Raw genomic sequence first — 15,492 nt, 5'->3', positions numbered from 1 at the left:
CGGATCGCGGTCGCTGCCGCCGCTCGCGCCCTGCACGCTGGTAGCGCCAAGCGGCAGTGGTAGCTCCGGGCGGCAGTGGTAGCTCCGGGTGGCGGTGGTGGGTCCGGGTGGCGGTGGTGGGTCCGGGTGGCGGTGGTAGGTCTGGGCGGCATCTGGGCGGCGATGGCGCGCTCGCCCACCACCATTGCCGCGCGTGGTAGGTCACGACGGTATCCGGCCGCGGATGGCATGTCTCGCTACCACTGCCCGCGACGGTGGTGGGTCGCCCGCCGGATCGGGTGTCCGGCTACCACTAATGCGGGGGCAGTGGTAGGTCGGACCGCTCTCGGAATTGGAAGCGGGAGGGGGCTGGAAGCGGAAGGGGAGTGGAAGCGGAACGCCGCCGGGCAGGTGGGCTGCCCGGCGGCGCACTGCCCAGCCGTCAGGCCGGTGCCGTGAACACGTAACTACCCGCCCCCAGCGCATAGGAGGACCCGCCCAACCGAACAGCCTCCGGCGGAGCCGTAACAGAACTGCCGGGCACCCGTACCGTAGCCGTGGTGTTGGGCGGAATCGTCACCCGCAACGTGAGCGTCCCGCCCGACTTGGTCCACGAGCTGCCCGTCTGCCCGTACACAGTGGTCAGATCCGACGAAGCCGTGGTCAGCCCACCCCCAGGTTGCGGCGCGATCAGAATCCGCTGGTAGCCCGGTGATGCCGGCGCCACCCCGCCGATGGTCCGGTAGAGCCAGTCGCCCACCGACCCGAGCCCGTAGTGGTTGAACGAGTTCATCCCGGGGTCCTGCAGCGTCCCGTCGGGCCGGATCCCGTCCCAGCGTTCCCAGATGGTGGTGGCGCCGCGGCTGTTCATGTAGCCCCAGCCGGGATAGCCGGGCTGTTGCAGGATCTGGTACGCCGTGTCCAGGTGCCCGTGTTCGGCCAGGACCGGCAGCAGGCCTTCGACGCCCATGAAGCCGACCGACAGGTGGCCGCCGACGGATGCCACCTTGGCGGCCAGCTTGTCGGCCACCGCCTGGGTGCGGTCAGCCGGAACGAGACCGAAGGCGAGTGCCAGCACGTACCCGGTCTGGCTATTGCTGCCCACGGTGCCGTCGGCGCGGACGAACTTCGCGGTGAACGCGGCCGCGATCTGGTCGGCCAGCAAAGAGAAGCGGTTGGCGTCGGAGGTGCGGCCGGTCGCCGCGGCCATCCGGGACACCAGGCGGGCCGACCAGCCGAAGTACGCCGTGCTGGTCAGGTCGTTGGCGGTGTTGTCGTTGACGTTCAGCCAGTCGCCGAAGGTGTCCTGGTTGCGGATCAGGTCGGCGCCGGCCGTGGAGCGCAGGAACTCGACCCAGCGCACCATGGCCGGGAAGTTCTCGTCGATGACGCGCACGTCGCCGTACCGCTGCCAGACCTGGTAGGGCACGATCACGCCGGCGTCGCCCCACCCTGCCTTGCCCGCGCCGTCGGTGACGTCCGGTACGACGTCGGTGAAGGCGCCGTTGGCCCGCTGGGCGTCGACCAGGTCGTCGGAGAATTTGTCGAGCAGCCCGTACGTGTCGAAATTGAATGTCGAGGTGGCGGCGAACGCGGCGATGTCTCCGGTCCAGCCGAGCCGCTCGTCGCGTTGCGGGCAGTCGGTCGGGATGGAGAGCAGGTTGGAGCGCGCGCCCCACAGGATGTTGTGCTGCACCTGGTTGACCAGCGCGTCCGAGGTGGTGAACGTGCCGGTGGCGGCGCCCGCTGTCCAGGCGGCGAGCCCGGTCAGGGTGGCCGTGGTCGGTGCGGCGGGCAGGCCGGTCAGTTCCACGTACCGGTAGCCGTGCACGGTGAACCGCGGTTCGAACACCTCGTCGGCGCCCGTTCCGGCCAGCGTGAACGTGTCGGTGGCCTGGGCCGCCCGCAGGTTGGTGGTGTAGATGGTGCCGTCGGCGTTCAGGATTTCCGCGTGCCGCACCATCACCCGGGTGCCGGCCGCTCCGCGTACCCGGAGCCTGTTCCATCCTGCGAAGTTCTGCCCGAGGTCGAGAACGTAGACGCCGGGCTTGGGCTGGGTGATGGCGCGCGGCGCCAATTCCTGCTGTACGACTACGCCCGGGTCGAGCGCCGCGACCAGGCGGGGTTTGGCCGCCGTGCGCAGGGTGACCGGCGCCCAGCTCGCGTCGTCGAAGCCGGGCGTGTTCCAGCCGGCGATGGCCAGGCGTGCGTCCTGGTCCTCGCCCGCGTAGAGGTCGTCGGCCCGGATGTCCGCGGTCGAGGTGCGCCACGACGAGTCGGTGCTGACCGTCGTCGAGGTGCCGTCGGTGTACTGGATGACCAGCTGCGCGGAGTACCAGGGCGAGGTGCCGTACCGCTGGCTGCCGGCGAAGCCGATGTTGCCGCTGAACCAGCCGTTGCCGATGACCGCGCCGAGGGCGTTGCGGCCGCTCCTGATCGCGCTGGTGACGTCGTAGCCGCGGTACTGCAGCCGCTTCGTGTATTCGGTCCAGCCCGGGTCGAGCCGTTCCACCCCGACGCGCGCGCCGTTCAGGTAGGTGTCTTGCAGCCCGAGCGCCGTGGTGAAGAGCCGTGCCCGTGCCACCGGCTTCGCCACGTCAAAACCTTTGCGGAGGTACGGGGATGCGCTCGGCACCACCACCTGTGTGCCCCACGGGCCACCGCCGTACGCCGCGGTCACCCGTGCGGCCGCCCAGCCGCTGTCGTTGAATCCGGGCTGCTCCCAGCCGGCGGGTCCGGTCTGCGAGGCCTTCCATGAGCCGTCCGTGACGACGGTGCCGACCTTCAGCAGCAGCCCCGCCGGTCCCGCCGCGGAGTTGGTCGAGCTGACCGCGATCGTGTTGGTGCCCGCGACCAGGGAGATCTCGGCGGTGGCGGCCCGTTTCCACGAGTCGGCGACGCGTGGCGAGCTGGTCACCGGCCGGCCGTTGACCCACACGTCGGCGGAGTCGTCGCCGGTCACCACGAGCGTCGCCCGGGTGGCGCTCGCCGAGGTGAACGTACGCCGGAAGTATCGCGTCCCGGCCGGCACTTCGACCGCCGGATCGCCTTCGGGGTACCAGATCCAGGACGCCCCGGTGACCGACGCGGTGCCCGGCTTGCCGATGAAGTCCGCGGTCCAGCCGGCCGTCAGCCCGGTGTCGAAGCGCGCGCCGGCGCTCCACGGGCTCGGCCGTCCCTGCCCGTCCCAGACGCGCACCCGCCAGTAGTAGGTGGTGTTGGCCGTGAGCGCCGGTCCGCCGTAGACCACGTCGGACGACCGGTTGCTCGCCACCATGCCGCTGTCCCAGACGTTGGCGCCGCCGTCGCTGGTGCCGACCTGCACCTGGTAGCGGCCCTGGATCTGGCTTCTGGTGCCGGTGACGAGCCGCCACCCGAGGCGGGGTTGCGGTGCGTCGATCCCGATCGGGTCGGTGCGCCGTTCGGTGGTCAGCCCGCCCACGGTGACGGGCGAGGCCATGGTGGGGTCCGGCCGGTTGACGGTCCGCCAGGGCCCGATTCCGTACAGGCCCAGGTCACGCGCCGCGACGAAGGTGCCGGCGAGTTGCTCGTTCACACTCTGGCTTGCCTGCCACTGGCCGTCGGTGACGAACTCCTGGTCATTGATTTTGACGCGGCCGAGGACCCCGGCCGGGCCGGCGTCGTTGCGCGCGGCGATCACCAGGGTGTTCTCGCCGGCCTTCAGGGAACCGGCGAGGTCCACGTAGATCGCGGTGCGCCAGGCGTCGGTCCCGCGTGGGGCGCCGCTGAGCCAGGTGCCGTTGAGCCAGACGTCCACGGTGTCGTCGCCGGTGACGACGAGCTGGGCGTCGGTGTAGGGGCCGCTCGGCGCGGTGAAGGTGCGCCGCAGATAGCGGGTGGCGACCGGTGCGTCGGTTTCCGGGGAGCCCTCCGGGTACCAGATCCAGTGGGCGCCGGTCAGCGCGACGGGCGTGGTGACCGCTGCTTGTGCTTCTTGGGCGGGGACCGCTGCGAGGGCGGTCACCAGGGAGACGGTGGCTAGCAGGGACAGGTGTCTGCGCAGGGCTGAGCGACCCATGCGGATTCCCCTCTCGGTGGTGAGAGCGTGCCGATAGGCAATGTCATTTTGAAACGTTCAAAGTGACGTTCTTCGATCCTATGAACAACTTGTGATCCAGACAACACCCAGTTTGCTGGCCGGTCCCCCGGGGCCGTGCTGACACGTTTCAGCGATTTCCGCTTCAACGCGGAGTTCCCCGGCCGCGTCGGCGACCGGGGAACTCCGCGTGGGATCTCCCCGATCCCTACCGGGGAACGCGAGGAAATTCCAGGCGGTCACCCTCAGACGGGAAGCCTCGGATAGACCAGACGGGCGTTCGAGGAATAGACCTTCCCCAGGTCGGCGGCGGACAGGCCCAGCGCGTCCACATACCGGCGGGTGTCGTCGAAGTGGTGGCCGGTCCGCGGGTCGATCCCGCGCACCGCGCCCACCATCTCCGAGCCGAACAGGATGTTGCCCGTGTCGATGACCGAGAAGAGCAGGTCGATGCCGGGCTGGTGATAGACGCAGGTGTCGAAGAAGACGTTGCCCGACAAGGACTCCAGCGGCGGCCGGTCGAGCATGTCGGCCAGCCCGCGGAACCGCCCCCAGTGGTACGGCACCGCGCCGCCGCCGTGCGGGATGACGAACCGCAGCCCCGGGAAGCGCTCGAACAGGTCAGACTGCAGGAACTGCATGAACGCGGTGGTGTCCGCGTTCAAGTAGTGCGAGCCGGTGGCGTGGAAGTTGTCGTTGGTCACGGCCGACACGTGCACCATGGCCGGTACGTCCAGCTCGACCATCGCCTCGTAGAGCGGATACCAGCTCTCGTCGGTGAGCGGGGCCGACGTCCAGTGCCCGCCGCTCGGGTCCGGGTTGAGGTTGCAGCCGACGAAACCCAGTTCGGTCACGCAGCGGCGGAGCTCAGGGACAGACCGGGCGATGGGTACGCCCGAGGACTGCGGCAACTGGCACACACCCGCGAACCGGCCCGGGAACAGCCCGGTCACCCGCGCGATCAGGTCGTTGCAGGCCCGGGTCCACGCCAGGCTGACCCCTTCGTCACCGAAGTGATGCCCCATCGCCGAGGCGCGCGGCGAGAAGATCGTCAGGTCGATGCCGCGCTCGTCCATCAGGCGCAACTGGCTGCCCTCGACCGAGGCGCGGATCTCGTCGTCGGAGATGCCCGGGTACGCCGGGGGCGCGGTCCCGTCGCGGAAGGCGGCCTGCTGGGCCGTACGCCAAGCGGTGTGCGCTTCCGGGGCGGTCGTGTAGTGACCGTGGCAGTCGATGATCATTGCGCCTCCCGGAGTTCGATGAGCAGATCCCGCGCGGCGGCGGCGATGCGAGGTTCGACACCCAGCGAGCGCAGCTGCTCGGTGGCGGCGGCCATCTCGTCGGCCCGCCGCCTCGCATGCTGGTGCGTGCCGTTCACGAGCCGGTCGATGGTCCGCTCGTCGAAGCCGGCCAGCTCGCCGGAGATGTTCCCGCGCAGCCAATCCACGCACCCGGCCGCCTCGGCCGCGGCCAGAGCCTCCACCACAGCCGCGGCGAGTCCCTTGTAGAACACGCTCCGCAGCAGCTTGCGCCCGATAGCGGCACCAGCGGGCCCGTCCTGAACGGTCACCGACCCGCCGAGCGCGGTCCACACGCCGGCGAAGTCCGCGGCCCGTTCACCGGAGACCAGCATCGGCGTGCGCAGCCCCTTGCCCGGCACCGGCGACATGAGCGCCACATCCACGACGGCAACGTCCCGCCCAGCGGCCATCGAGGCCAGAGACGCCTTGAGATCCGGCGCCGCGGTGTTGAGGTCGGCCCAGATGGTGCCCGGCCGCAGAGCCGCCAGCGAAGCCTCGAGCGCGGGCATCGCGTCGTGCGAGCTGTTAACACTCAGTACAAGATCAGCGTCCCGCACCGCATCGGCGTCACTGACCCGCACGACGACCCCGTTCGGGGGCGAGACCGCGGGATCAAAGCCCCGCACGTCGGCACCCCCACCGACCAGGTCCCGAGCGATCTCGCCGCCCGCTTCCCCAAGTCCGAGCACCGCGATCGTCCACTGCCTCGCGTCGTGGGTCACGGTGTCTGCGGTCACGGTGTCTGGGGTCACGGCCTCGTGGGTCGCGGTGTCGTGGGTCGCGGTCATGCGGACTCCGGTCACGGGGACTCCGTCCCGGGTCGGGGCCAGACCAGGCCGTCGGACAGCTTGCGCGCCGTGCGCACCACCGAGCTCTCCCGCAGCCGGTCACCCTCAAGCGCGACCGCAACATCAAAGCTCCCGGTGGGGTGCTCAATCCGAACGCGTTCGTCATCCACCACGAACGTGTTCGTTCCGGCGGTGCGGTCGGGGTGGTCGTGTTCGTGGTGGGTGACGAACGTGTTCGTTCCTACGGTGCGGTCGGGGTGGTCGTGTTCGTGGTGGGTGACGAACGTGTTCGTTCCGGCGGTGCGGTTGGAGTGGTCGTGTTTGTCGTGGGTGACGGGCGCGTTCGTTCCGGTGGCGCGGTTGGAGTGGTCCGCGCGATCGTCCTTGTTGTTCGTGACGAACGTGTTCGACAGTGCGGGGTGGTCGGCGCGAACGTGTTCGTTGCGTGAGGCGAACGCGTTCGTTCCCGGGGTGCGGATGGCGGCGGCGACGGATACGGCTCCGAGTACGCCGATTGCGGCGTGGACCCGGTGCGGGATGAACGTGCGCGTGGTGACTGTGCCGTCGCCGCGCGGCGCCGAGATGATGCTGATCTTAGGGACGGTTGCTGCGGTCACGTCGCCCAGGCCCATTGCCTGACCGGCCTCGAGCCGCAACTTCTCGACCCGTTTGCGCAGGTCCGCGTCTTCCTCCAGGGTGGACGGCGACTCGTCGCCGCGTAGCCCGAGGTCGGTCGCCCGGACCAGCACCACGGGCATCCCTGCGTTGACGCAAGTCACCTCCAGGCCGGCGAAACGGTCCGAGGGGCGGCCCGTGGGGAAGATCGACGTGCCGTCGCCGGGGAAGGTCAGGTCGATCGGCGCGGCGGGGAACGGCGTCCCGGCCATCACCGTGTCGCCGTCATAACGAACGCGTTCGTCAGGTGTCTGTACCCGTGCCCGCGCGAAGGCGATTGTCGGGTTCAGGATGCGGATGCGTACCTCGGTGGTGTCGCCGGCGGGGTGGACCAGGCCGCGCTCGATGGCGAACGGGCCGACCCCGGCCAGCAGGTTGCCGCACGTCTGAGCGTCGGTGACCATCGGCTTGCCGGGGACTACCTGGAGGAAGAGGTAGTCGACGTCGGCTTCCGGGTCGTCGGAGGGTGAGACGACCGCGATCTTGCTGGTCAGCGGGTGACCGCCGCCGAGGCCGTCGATCTGCCGTTCATCCGGCGAGCCCATGATCCGCAGCAACAGATCATCCCGGGCCGCAGGATCGGCCGGCAGGTCCGCCGCGAGGAAGTAGGCACCCTTGGAACTGCCCCCGCGCATCTGCATGCACCGGACACCGCCACCGTCGGCCTCCGGCACCGACGCGGGTGCTGAAGAAGGTGCGGGTGCGGGAGAGGGCGCGGGCGCGGGCGCAGGTGCAGGCGCGGGAGAGAGCGCGGGCGCAGAAGAAGGTGCAGGCACGGCCGTAGAACTAGGTGCGTGCGCGGCCCGCTCGGGCGCTGGAGTCGTGTTCGCCGATGGACGGTCGGCGGTCATGCTCGGCCGTCGTCCGGGAGGCGGTCCACGTATTCGACGCCGAGGTCGGCCAGCAGGGGCCGCAGGTTGTACATGTCGACGCCGAGGGTTCCGGCGGCCAGCTTCTCGCGCTTCTCCGCCTCGTTCGCGATGCGCTTCGCCGCGGCGGCGGCCACCTCGGGGCCCCGCGACGCCGGTAGGACGCACACCCCGTCGTCGTCGGCGATCACGATGTCGCCGGGGCGGACGAGCTGGCCGGCGGCGACGACGGGGACGTTCACCGAGCCGGGGCTCGCCTTGACCGTGCCCTGGGCGTGCACCGCCCGCGACCAGACCGGGAAGTCCATGCCGCGCAGCGACGCGATGTCGCGGACCCCGGCGTCGCTGACCAGTCCGATCACGCCGCGGGCCAGCAGTGAGGTGGCCAGCAGGTCGCCGAACATCCCGTCAGTGGAGGGTGACGTGGTGGTCACCACGAGCACGTCGCCGGGGCGGCACACCTCGACGGCCGCGTGGATCATCAGGTTGTCGCCGGGGTGGCAGGTCACGGTGATCGCGGAGCCGGCGATCGCGCTGCCGGCCTGGCGGGCCTGGATCGACGGCCCGAGCAGGCCGATGCGCCCGGCGGCCTCGTGCGCGGTGGCGACCCCGGCGTCGCGCAGCGCGGCGATTACGGCCGGGTCGGCCCGGTCCACATCTCGTACGACGTAGTGACTGGCCATGTCGCCACGCTAAGCATTGTCAACAACTGTGTCAACGATCGTGTATAACATTGGCTTCAATTTTGTCAACAATGTGTGTAAGGTGCGCGACGTCGGTTCTCCCTCCGCCACCGTCCAAGGAGGATCCATGGTTCGCGCCAAAATCGCCCTCGTCGCGGCGTTTGCCCTGCTCACCGCTGCGTGCGGTGGTGGCGGCGGCGCCGAGACCACCTCTGACGGCACCACCAAGGTCACCATCGGACTGATCCCGATCGTCGATGTCGCACCGGTTTATCTCGGCATCAAGAAGGGTTTCTTCGCTGCGGAGAAGCTCGAGATCACCGTCCAGACCGCGCAGGGTGGCGCCGCGATCATCCCGGGTGTCGTGAGTGGGCAGTACCAGTTCGGCTTCAGCAACACCGCCTCCCTGCTGCTGGCCGGCTCCCAGGGCCTGCCGCTCCGGGTCGTCGCCCCGGGCAACTCGTCGACGAACGAGCCGGGCAAGGACTTCGGCGCGGTCGTCGTCAAGAAGGGCAGCCCGATCAAGTCGGCGAAGGACCTGGCCGGCAAGCGCGTCGCGGTGAACACGCTGAAGAACATCAACACGCTGACCGTCAGCAACGCGGTCCGGGAGGCCGGCGCCGACCCGAAGAGCGTCACGTTCGTCGAGCTGCCGTTCCCGCAGATCCCGGAGGCGATCGCCAAGGGCGACGTGGACGCCGGTCAGCTCGTCGAGCCGTTCCTGACCATCGTCAAGGAACGCGGCGATGTGCCGATCGTGGACAACGTGACCGGGCTGGTGGTCGCGCTCTACTTCACCTCGGAGCAGTTCGCCGCCCAGAACCCGAAGGCGGTCACCGGCTTCACCACGGCGATGAAGAAGTCGCTGGACTACGCGAACAGCCACCCCGAGGAGGCGCGCGCTGTCCTCTCCGACTACTTGAAGCTCGAGCCGGCCGTACAGCAGAAACTGGTCCTGCCGAAGTGGCCGTCCGAGATCGACCGGCCGGCCGTGCAGAAACTGCTGGACATGGCCAAGACGGACGGTCTGATCACCAAGGACCCCGACCTGGCCAAGCTGATCCCCTGAGAAATCAAAAGACTTGAGAAACAAAAAAGACCTGACATGAGGCTGTGGAAGCCCCTGGCCGGCATCGCGATCGTGGCGGCCGCCGCCGAGATCGTGCCGCGGGCGGGCTTGGTGGACGCGCGGTTCCTGCCGCCGTTCACCACGATGGTCCGCGCGCTCGGCCGCCAGGTCGTCGAGGGCGACTTCTGGCTGGCGCTCGGGCAGACGCTCGGCGGCTGGGCGCTCGGCCTGGCCATCGCGATGATCGCCGGGGTCCTGGCGGGCGTGCTGATCGGCAGCGTGCCGTTCCTGCGCGCGGTCACCGCCTCGACCATCGAGTTTCTCCGGCCGATCCCGTCGGTCGCGTTGATCCCGCTGGTCGTGCTGATCTACGGCAGCCGGATCCAGTCGGCGCTGGTGCTGGTCGTCTACGCGGCGTTCTGGCAGGTGCTGGTGCAGGTGCTCTACGGCGTCGCGGACGTCGACCCGGTGGTCCGGGACACCGCGCGGTCGTTCCGGTTCAGCCGCTGGGGGATCGTGCGCACTGTGGTCTGGCCGACCGCGCTGCCGTACGTGATGACGGGTTTCCGCCTCGCCGCCGCGGTCGCCCTGATCCTGGAGATCACCGCCGAGCTGATCGTCGGCGTGCCGGGACTGGGCCGCGCGATCGGCGTCGCCCAGTCGTCCGGCGCCGTGCCCGACACGTACGCGCTGGTCCTGGTCGTGGGTTTGATCGGGGTCGTGGTCAACGTGGGCGCGCGGGCGGTCGAACGGCGCACCCTGCGCTGGCACACGAGCATCCGGAGCGAGGCATGAGACGTGTCCTGCTCGCCGTCGCCCTGCCGGCCGTCCTGATCGCCGTCTGGTGGGTGGTGTCGGCGCTGGCGGGCAGCTTCTTCTGGCCGCCGCTGTCCACGGTGCTGGCGGTGTTCCCGGAGACCTGGAACGCCGACCGGATCGTCGGTGACGTGCTGCCCAGCCTGGCCCGGCTGGCCATCGGCTACCTGATCGCCCTGGTCGGCGGCGTGGTGCTGGGCGTCGCGATCGGCTCGTTCCGGACGTTGCGGGCGATGGCCGAGCCGGTGCTGGAGTTCTTCCGGGCCCTCCCGCCGCCGGTGCTGATCCCGGTGATCGCGCTGTTCGCCGGGTACACCGGGTGGACCAGCAAGATCGTCACGATCGCGCTGGGCTGTCTGTGGCCGATCCTGCTGAACACGGTGGACGGCGTCCGGTCGGTGGACGAGGTGCTGCGGGACACCGCGCGCTCGTACCGGCTCGGCCCGGTCGACCGGTTCCTGCACGTGGTGCTGCGTGGCGCCAGCCCGCGCATCGTCACCGGCGCGCGGCAGGCCCTGTCCATCGGGGTGATCCTGATGGTGATCAGCGAGCTGTTCGGCGCCAACCGGGGGCTGGGGGCGACGATCGTGCAGTTCCAGCGGGGTTTCGAGGTGCCCGAGATGTGGACCGGCATCATTCTGCTGGGCCTGCTCGGTGTCGTCCTGTCGGTGTTGTTCCGGCTGGTGGAGAACTGGACGCTGGCCTGGTACCACGGCCAGCGGCAGGCGGAACGGAAAGGGTGAAGATGGCCGTCAGCCTCGACGTGGACGGGCTCGCCAAGACGTACACCGGCCACGGCCGGGACGTGGAGGCGATCCGCGATCTGACGTTCAAGGTGCAGCAGGGCGAACTGGTCTGCGTGGTCGGCCCGTCCGGCGCCGGCAAGACCACGCTGCTGCGTTGCATCGCCGGGCTGCTCGACTCGTCCGGCGGGCAGGTGCGCCTGGACGGCGTGCCGGTCACCGAGCCTCCACCCGGGATGGCGGTGGTCTTTCAGGAGTACGGGCGCAGCCTCTTCCCGTGGCTGACCGTACGCAAGAACGTGGAACTGCCCATCAAGTCGCGCCCGGCCTTCCGGAAGTCGGCCGAGGCGGCCTTGGAGGCGGTCGGGCTGAGCGACAGCGCCGACGCGCACCCGTGGCAGCTCTCCGGCGGGATGCAGCAGCGGGTGGCGATCGCGCGGGCCATCGCGTACGAGCCGAGCGTCCTGCTGATGGACGAGCCGTTCGCCGCCGTCGACGCGCAGACCCGGGCCGACCTCGAGGACCTGGTACGCACCTTGTGGCGCCGTCTCGGCATCACGATCGTGTTCGTGACCCACGACATCGACGAGTCGGTGTACCTGGGTCAGCGGGTGCTGGTGCTCTCCAACCGGCCGACGACCGTGCTCGCCGACGTACCCGTCGATCTCCCCGAGGAACGCACTCAGCTGGAGACGCGCTCCTCGCCGGCGTTCGCCGAAATCCGCAGTCAGGTCTGGACCTTGGTTCAGCAGGCCAAGAAGGATTCTTGAATAACATCTCACCATGAGTGACGTCCTGTCGGAGTTGCGTGACGCGATCCTGCGTGGGGAATACGCCCCTCGCCAGCGGTTGATCGAGACCGAGCTGGCCGAGCGGTTCTCCACGAGCCGGTTCGTGTTACGCAACGCGTTCACGAAGCTGGCGACCGAGGGCTTGGTCGAGCTCCAGCCGAACCGCGGCGCCCGGGTGCGGGAGGTGTCGCTCGACGAGGCCATCGAGATCACCGAGCTGCGCCGCGCGATCGAGGGGCTGATCGCCGCGCGCGCCGCTGAGCGGGTCACCGAGGACGAGGTCGCGGCGCTGCGCGCGCTCGGTGAGGAGATGCAGTCGGCGGTCGGCCGGGCGGACATGTTGCGCTATTCGGATCTCAACGCCCAACTGCATTCCCGCGTACGCGCCATCGCGCGCCACACGTCCGCCAGCCGGATCATCGAGCAGCTGCACGGCCAGATGGTCCGCCACCAGTTCCGGCTCTCCCTGATGCCCGGCCGCCCGTTCACGTCCCTGCCCGAGCATCTGGCCATCATCGACGCCATCGCCGCGCGTGACCCCGTGGCGGCCGAGGAGGCCATGCGAGCCCACTTGACCAGCGTGCTGGCCGCCCTGAACAACTTCACCGCCTTCGGTACGCCATCCTCGCCAAGCTCTGCGCTGCCGCGCTGAGGGTCCGGTCGCGAACGGTCGCCACGCTCACGTTCATCTCCAGGGTGGCGTCCTCGATCTCGATCAGGTGAATGCTGTCGTCGCCCTCGACCAGGTACCTGGGCAGGAAGGCGACGCCGAGCCCGTTGCGGACGAGGGCGGCCGTGTCGTTGGTGTCCGACGTCTCGATCCGGATGTCCCGCCACAGCCCGCGGCGCCGGAACTCGGCGTCGACCAGGGTGCGGTTGGCGAACCCGGCCCGGAAGTCGACGAAGCGGAGCCCAGCGGTGCCGGCCAGCGGGATGGTCGTCCTGGCGGCCAGCGGATCTCGTGCCGCCACCCCCAGCCCCAGCGCCGACGACGCCAGCACCTGCACGTCCAGGTCCGGGTAGTCCTCCGGTGTGGCGGCCAGGAAGGCCAGGTCGAGGTCGCCGCGGCGCAGGCCCTCGGCCAGTCCCGCGGTGCCGGTCGCCGCCGGCGCCAGGTGCATGGTGACGGCCGGGTGGTCGGCGTTGAAGCGGCCGAGCAGATGCGGAATGTCGAAGAGCGTCACGTTCGTCATGTAGCCGATGCGCACCGACCCCGACAGGCCGCCGCGCACCGCGTCGACCGCGTCCCTGGCCGCCTGGAAGGAATCCAGGATCGCCGTCGCCCGGGGCAGCAGCGCCTGGCCGGCCGCCGTGAGCTGCACCCGCCGCGTGGTGCGGTCGAACAGGCGCTCGCCCAGATCGGTCTCGAGCGCGGCGACGGTCGCGGAGACGGCCGACTGCACCAGATGCAGTTCGCCGGCCGCGCGGGTGAAGCTGCCCGCCCGCGCCACGGCGGCGAACACCTCGAGCTGACGTCGTTCCATCTGCCCTTCCGACCCATCTGCTTCCCCGATCAATCTCATCGCATTTTAGCGTTGGACGCGATGGGTGTGGCGGCGGAAGCTCGTGACATGGTCCTTCTCTCCGCACGGCGGCAGGCGGTCAGCCACGGCGCCGGTTTCTGGATCGCCGCCGGCGCGTTCCTCATCGTCATGGCGTACAGCACCGTGCCGACCCCGCTCTGGGCCCTCTACCAGCAGCGCGACGGCTTCTCGACGTTCGCCGTGACGATCGCCTTCGCCGCGTACGCGGTAGGGGTTGCGGTCAGCCTCTTCCTCGCCGGGCATCTGGGCGACACTCTCGGCCGGCGGCGCATCCTGCTGCCCGCCGTCGCCCTCGAACTCGCCTCGGCCGTCCTCTTCCTGCTGTGGCCCGCCCTGCCCGGCCTGATCCTGGCGCGCCTCATCTCCGGGCTGGGCATCGGCATGCTGACGGCGACCATCACCGCGCACATCCTCGAACTGCACCTGACCGCCCGCCCCGGCGCCGGCGTGGCCCGCGGCCAGATCGTGGCCACGGCGGCGAACATCGGCGGTTTCGGCGTCGGCGCCCTGCTGTCCGGTGCCCTCGCCGAATGGATCCCCGCGCCCCTCGTCACCCCGTTCGTGGTGTTCCTCGTGCTGCTCGCGCTGGCGCTCGTCGGGGTGGGGCTGGTGCCGGAGACCGCCGACGTCCCCGCGGTCCGGCCCGCCTACCGCCCGCAGCGGGTACGGGTGCCGCACGACGCCCGGGGACGCTTCTACCTCGCCGGTGGGATCGCCTTCGCCGCGTTCGCGGTGCTCGGGTTGTTCACGTCCCTGGTGCCGGGGTTCGTCTCCGGGCAACTGCACATCACGTCGCGGGCGGTCGCGGGGTCGGTGGTGTTCGTGGCCTTCGCCGCCGCGGTGGTCGGGCAGATCGCCCTGCGGACGGTCAGCCTGCGGACCCAGGTCGGTCTCGGCGCCGGTCTGCTGGTGATCGGGATCGTCATGGTGACGGTGGTCGTCGCGGGGTCGGGGTCGCTCGGATGGTTCTTCGCCGGAGGGGTGCTCGGCGGGGGCGGCGCGGGGGTGCTGTTCAAGGCGGCGCTGGCGGTGGCGGGGTCGCTGGCCTCGGCGGCGCACCGGGGAGAAGTGCTGGCGGGGATCTTCCTGGCCGGCTACATCGGGCTCGCCGTGCCGGTGGTGGGGCTCGGGGTCGCGACGTTGTCGGTGTCGCTGACCGCCGCGCTGGTGGGGTTCACGGCGGTGATCGTCCTGGTTGCGCTGGGTGCGGCGTTGCCGCTGGTCAAGGCGCTTCGCGCATAATCCCCAGCCGTGCGAGTCAGCTTCGAGTGGGGTCTCACCGGCGGCCGGGTGATCAGCCGGAACGCCGACATCGTGGTGGTCGTCGACGTGCTGTCCTTCACCACGTCGGTGACCGTCGCCCTGGACACCGGGATGGTGGTCCTGCCGTACCGCTGGAACGACGAGACGGCCGCGCGCTACGCGCAGGAGAAGGACGCGGCGCTGGCTCTGGGACGGCGCGCGGCCGGCCCGGGCGACTTCAGCTTGTCGCCGGTCACTCTTCGCCAGGGGGGTACGCCCGGAGCACGCGTAGTCCTGCCGTCGCCGAACGGCTCGACGATCGCGCTCACCCTGGCCGCCGGCCGGGCCCGCGTCGTGGCCGCCTCCCTGCGCAACGCCGCCGCGGTGGCCGGGTGGATCGCGGCTCAGGGCGACGTGGCGGTGGCCGTGGTGGCGGGCGGCGAGCACTGGCCGGACGGCTCGCTGCGCCCGGCCGTCGAGGACCTGTGGGGCGCCGCGGCCGTCCTGCGCGGCCTGGACCTCTCGGAGGCCTCGCCGGAGGCGCTGACCGCGGCTGCCGCCGAGCCGGGCGACCTGACGGCGACGGTCAGCGGCCGTGAGCTCATCGCCGGCGGCTTCCCGGAGGACGTGGCGATCGCCGCCGAGATCGACAGCAGCTCGGTGGTCCCGTTGCTGACCGACGGCGAGTTCCGAAAGGCCGCCGGATGACGTCCCGGCATCCGGGAGGATCCCCCGGTATACGGGAGGACAACGTCACGTGACGGCGCGGTCACGATCTTGCGGCGGCCGGCGGATGCCGGCCCGACCGGGAACCTCGTGGTAACGGTCATTGCGGGTGCCACAGAACAGGTTGACTGGTCGTGCCGGCCTGGAGAACGTCAACTCAGAGGGAGATCACAATCGGACTCCGGACCCGTCGACCAGTGCGTTTATCG

Annotated in this window: 13 protein-coding genes; 7 read left to right on the top strand and 6 right to left on the bottom strand. The window is 70.3% G+C overall.

Annotation, left to right across the window (positions count from 1 at the left end):
* Window positions 1-421: 421 nt before the first annotated feature.
* The 5 genes from QSK31_RS37075 to QSK31_RS37055 form a co-directional block, all read right to left on the bottom strand.
* On the bottom strand, window positions 422-3,964 hold the full coding sequence (locus QSK31_RS37075) for an alpha-L-rhamnosidase (protein WP_285689375.1): 3,543 nt from the start codon (window positions 3,962-3,964) through the stop codon (window positions 422-424).
* 317 nt (window positions 3,965-4,281) lie between these two features.
* On the bottom strand, window positions 4,282-5,277 hold the full coding sequence (locus QSK31_RS37070) for an amidohydrolase family protein (RefSeq protein WP_285689374.1): 996 nt from the start codon (window positions 5,275-5,277) through the stop codon (window positions 4,282-4,284).
* A complete protein-coding gene (locus tag QSK31_RS37065; RefSeq protein ID WP_285689373.1) occupies window positions 5,274-6,140 on the bottom strand; it encodes an NAD(P)-dependent oxidoreductase in 867 nt (288 codons plus the stop codon). The genes QSK31_RS37070 and QSK31_RS37065 overlap by 4 nt, the downstream gene beginning before the upstream one ends.
* Window positions 6,137-7,441 (bottom strand): PrpF domain-containing protein, encoded by a 1,305-nt coding sequence (locus tag QSK31_RS37060; RefSeq protein WP_285689372.1) that lies wholly within the window; start codon window positions 7,439-7,441, stop codon window positions 6,137-6,139. Before QSK31_RS37060 ends, QSK31_RS37065 begins: the two co-directional genes overlap by 4 nt.
* Before the next feature lie 206 nt (window positions 7,442-7,647).
* Entirely contained in the window at window positions 7,648-8,352 is a 705-nt protein-coding gene (locus QSK31_RS37055; RefSeq protein ID WP_285689371.1) for a 4-carboxy-4-hydroxy-2-oxoadipate aldolase/oxaloacetate decarboxylase, read from the bottom strand.
* Between the two features lie 127 nt (window positions 8,353-8,479).
* On the opposite strand from QSK31_RS37055, the gene QSK31_RS37050 reads away from it, so the two are divergent.
* The 5 genes from QSK31_RS37050 to QSK31_RS37030 are packed head-to-tail and all read left to right on the top strand — an operon-like array spanning window position 8,480 to window position 12,423.
* A complete protein-coding gene (locus QSK31_RS37050) occupies window positions 8,480-9,421 on the top strand; it encodes an ABC transporter substrate-binding protein (RefSeq protein ID WP_285689370.1) in 942 nt (313 codons plus the stop codon).
* 36 nt (window positions 9,422-9,457) lie between these two features.
* Window positions 9,458-10,216 (top strand): ABC transporter permease, encoded by a 759-nt coding sequence (locus tag QSK31_RS37045; RefSeq protein ID WP_285689369.1) that lies wholly within the window; start codon window positions 9,458-9,460, stop codon window positions 10,214-10,216.
* Complete coding sequence (locus QSK31_RS37040) at window positions 10,213-10,980, top strand: ABC transporter permease (protein WP_285689368.1); 768 nt, start codon at window positions 10,213-10,215, stop codon at window positions 10,978-10,980. Before QSK31_RS37045 ends, QSK31_RS37040 begins: the two co-directional genes overlap by 4 nt.
* Before the next feature lie 2 nt (window positions 10,981-10,982).
* Complete coding sequence (locus QSK31_RS37035) at window positions 10,983-11,750, top strand: ABC transporter ATP-binding protein (protein WP_285689367.1); 768 nt, start codon at window positions 10,983-10,985, stop codon at window positions 11,748-11,750.
* Between the two features lie 13 nt (window positions 11,751-11,763).
* Window positions 11,764-12,423, top strand: a complete 660-nt coding sequence (locus QSK31_RS37030) for a GntR family transcriptional regulator (protein WP_285689366.1) — start codon at window positions 11,764-11,766, stop codon at window positions 12,421-12,423.
* On the opposite strand, the gene QSK31_RS37025 is transcribed toward QSK31_RS37030, so the two are convergent.
* The gene (locus QSK31_RS37025) at window positions 12,374-13,255 is read right to left on the bottom strand and encodes a LysR family transcriptional regulator (protein ID WP_285689365.1); all 882 of its coding nucleotides are present in this window, start codon (window positions 13,253-13,255) and stop codon (window positions 12,374-12,376) included. The two genes, QSK31_RS37030 and QSK31_RS37025, sit on opposite strands and share 50 nt — an antisense overlap.
* An 87-nt stretch (window positions 13,256-13,342) precedes the next feature.
* On the opposite strand from QSK31_RS37025, the gene QSK31_RS37020 reads away from it, so the two are divergent.
* Both QSK31_RS37020 and QSK31_RS37015 read left to right on the top strand, forming a co-directional pair.
* On the top strand, window positions 13,343-14,557 hold the full coding sequence (locus QSK31_RS37020) for an MFS transporter (RefSeq protein ID WP_285689364.1): 1,215 nt from the start codon (window positions 13,343-13,345) through the stop codon (window positions 14,555-14,557).
* Window positions 14,558-14,566: 9 nt separating this feature from the next.
* Entirely contained in the window at window positions 14,567-15,265 is a 699-nt protein-coding gene (locus tag QSK31_RS37015; protein ID WP_285689363.1) for a 2-phosphosulfolactate phosphatase, read from the top strand.
* Window positions 15,266-15,492 lie beyond the last annotated feature (227 nt).

It is taken from the genome of Actinoplanes sp. NBRC 103695, assembly GCF_030269485.1.
Taxonomy (GTDB): Bacteria; Actinomycetota; Actinomycetes; order Mycobacteriales; family Micromonosporaceae; genus Actinoplanes.
Note: the sequence above shows the minus strand (reverse complement) of the source record. Positions and strands in the feature narration are given on the sequence as shown.

Coding starts and splice junctions, on each gene's coding strand:
- QSK31_RS37045 (WP_285689369.1), top strand. CDS start 9,458: ATGAGGCTGTGGAAGCCCCTGGCCGGCATCGCGATCGTGGCGGCCGCC.
- QSK31_RS37025 (WP_285689365.1), bottom strand. CDS start 13,255: ATGGAACGACGTCAGCTCGAGGTGTTCGCCGCCGTGGCGCGGGCGGGC.
- QSK31_RS37055 (WP_285689371.1), bottom strand. CDS start 8,352: ATGGCCAGTCACTACGTCGTACGAGATGTGGACCGGGCCGACCCGGCC.
- QSK31_RS37030 (WP_285689366.1), top strand. CDS start 11,764: ATGAGTGACGTCCTGTCGGAGTTGCGTGACGCGATCCTGCGTGGGGAA.
- QSK31_RS37020 (WP_285689364.1), top strand. CDS start 13,343: ATGGTCCTTCTCTCCGCACGGCGGCAGGCGGTCAGCCACGGCGCCGGT.
- QSK31_RS37060 (WP_285689372.1), bottom strand. CDS start 7,441: ATGCAGATGCGCGGGGGCAGTTCCAAGGGTGCCTACTTCCTCGCGGCG.
- QSK31_RS37035 (WP_285689367.1), top strand. CDS start 10,983: ATGGCCGTCAGCCTCGACGTGGACGGGCTCGCCAAGACGTACACCGGC.
- QSK31_RS37040 (WP_285689368.1), top strand. CDS start 10,213: ATGAGACGTGTCCTGCTCGCCGTCGCCCTGCCGGCCGTCCTGATCGCC.
- QSK31_RS37050 (WP_285689370.1), top strand. CDS start 8,480: ATGGTTCGCGCCAAAATCGCCCTCGTCGCGGCGTTTGCCCTGCTCACC.
- QSK31_RS37070 (WP_285689374.1), bottom strand. CDS start 5,277: ATGATCATCGACTGCCACGGTCACTACACGACCGCCCCGGAAGCGCAC.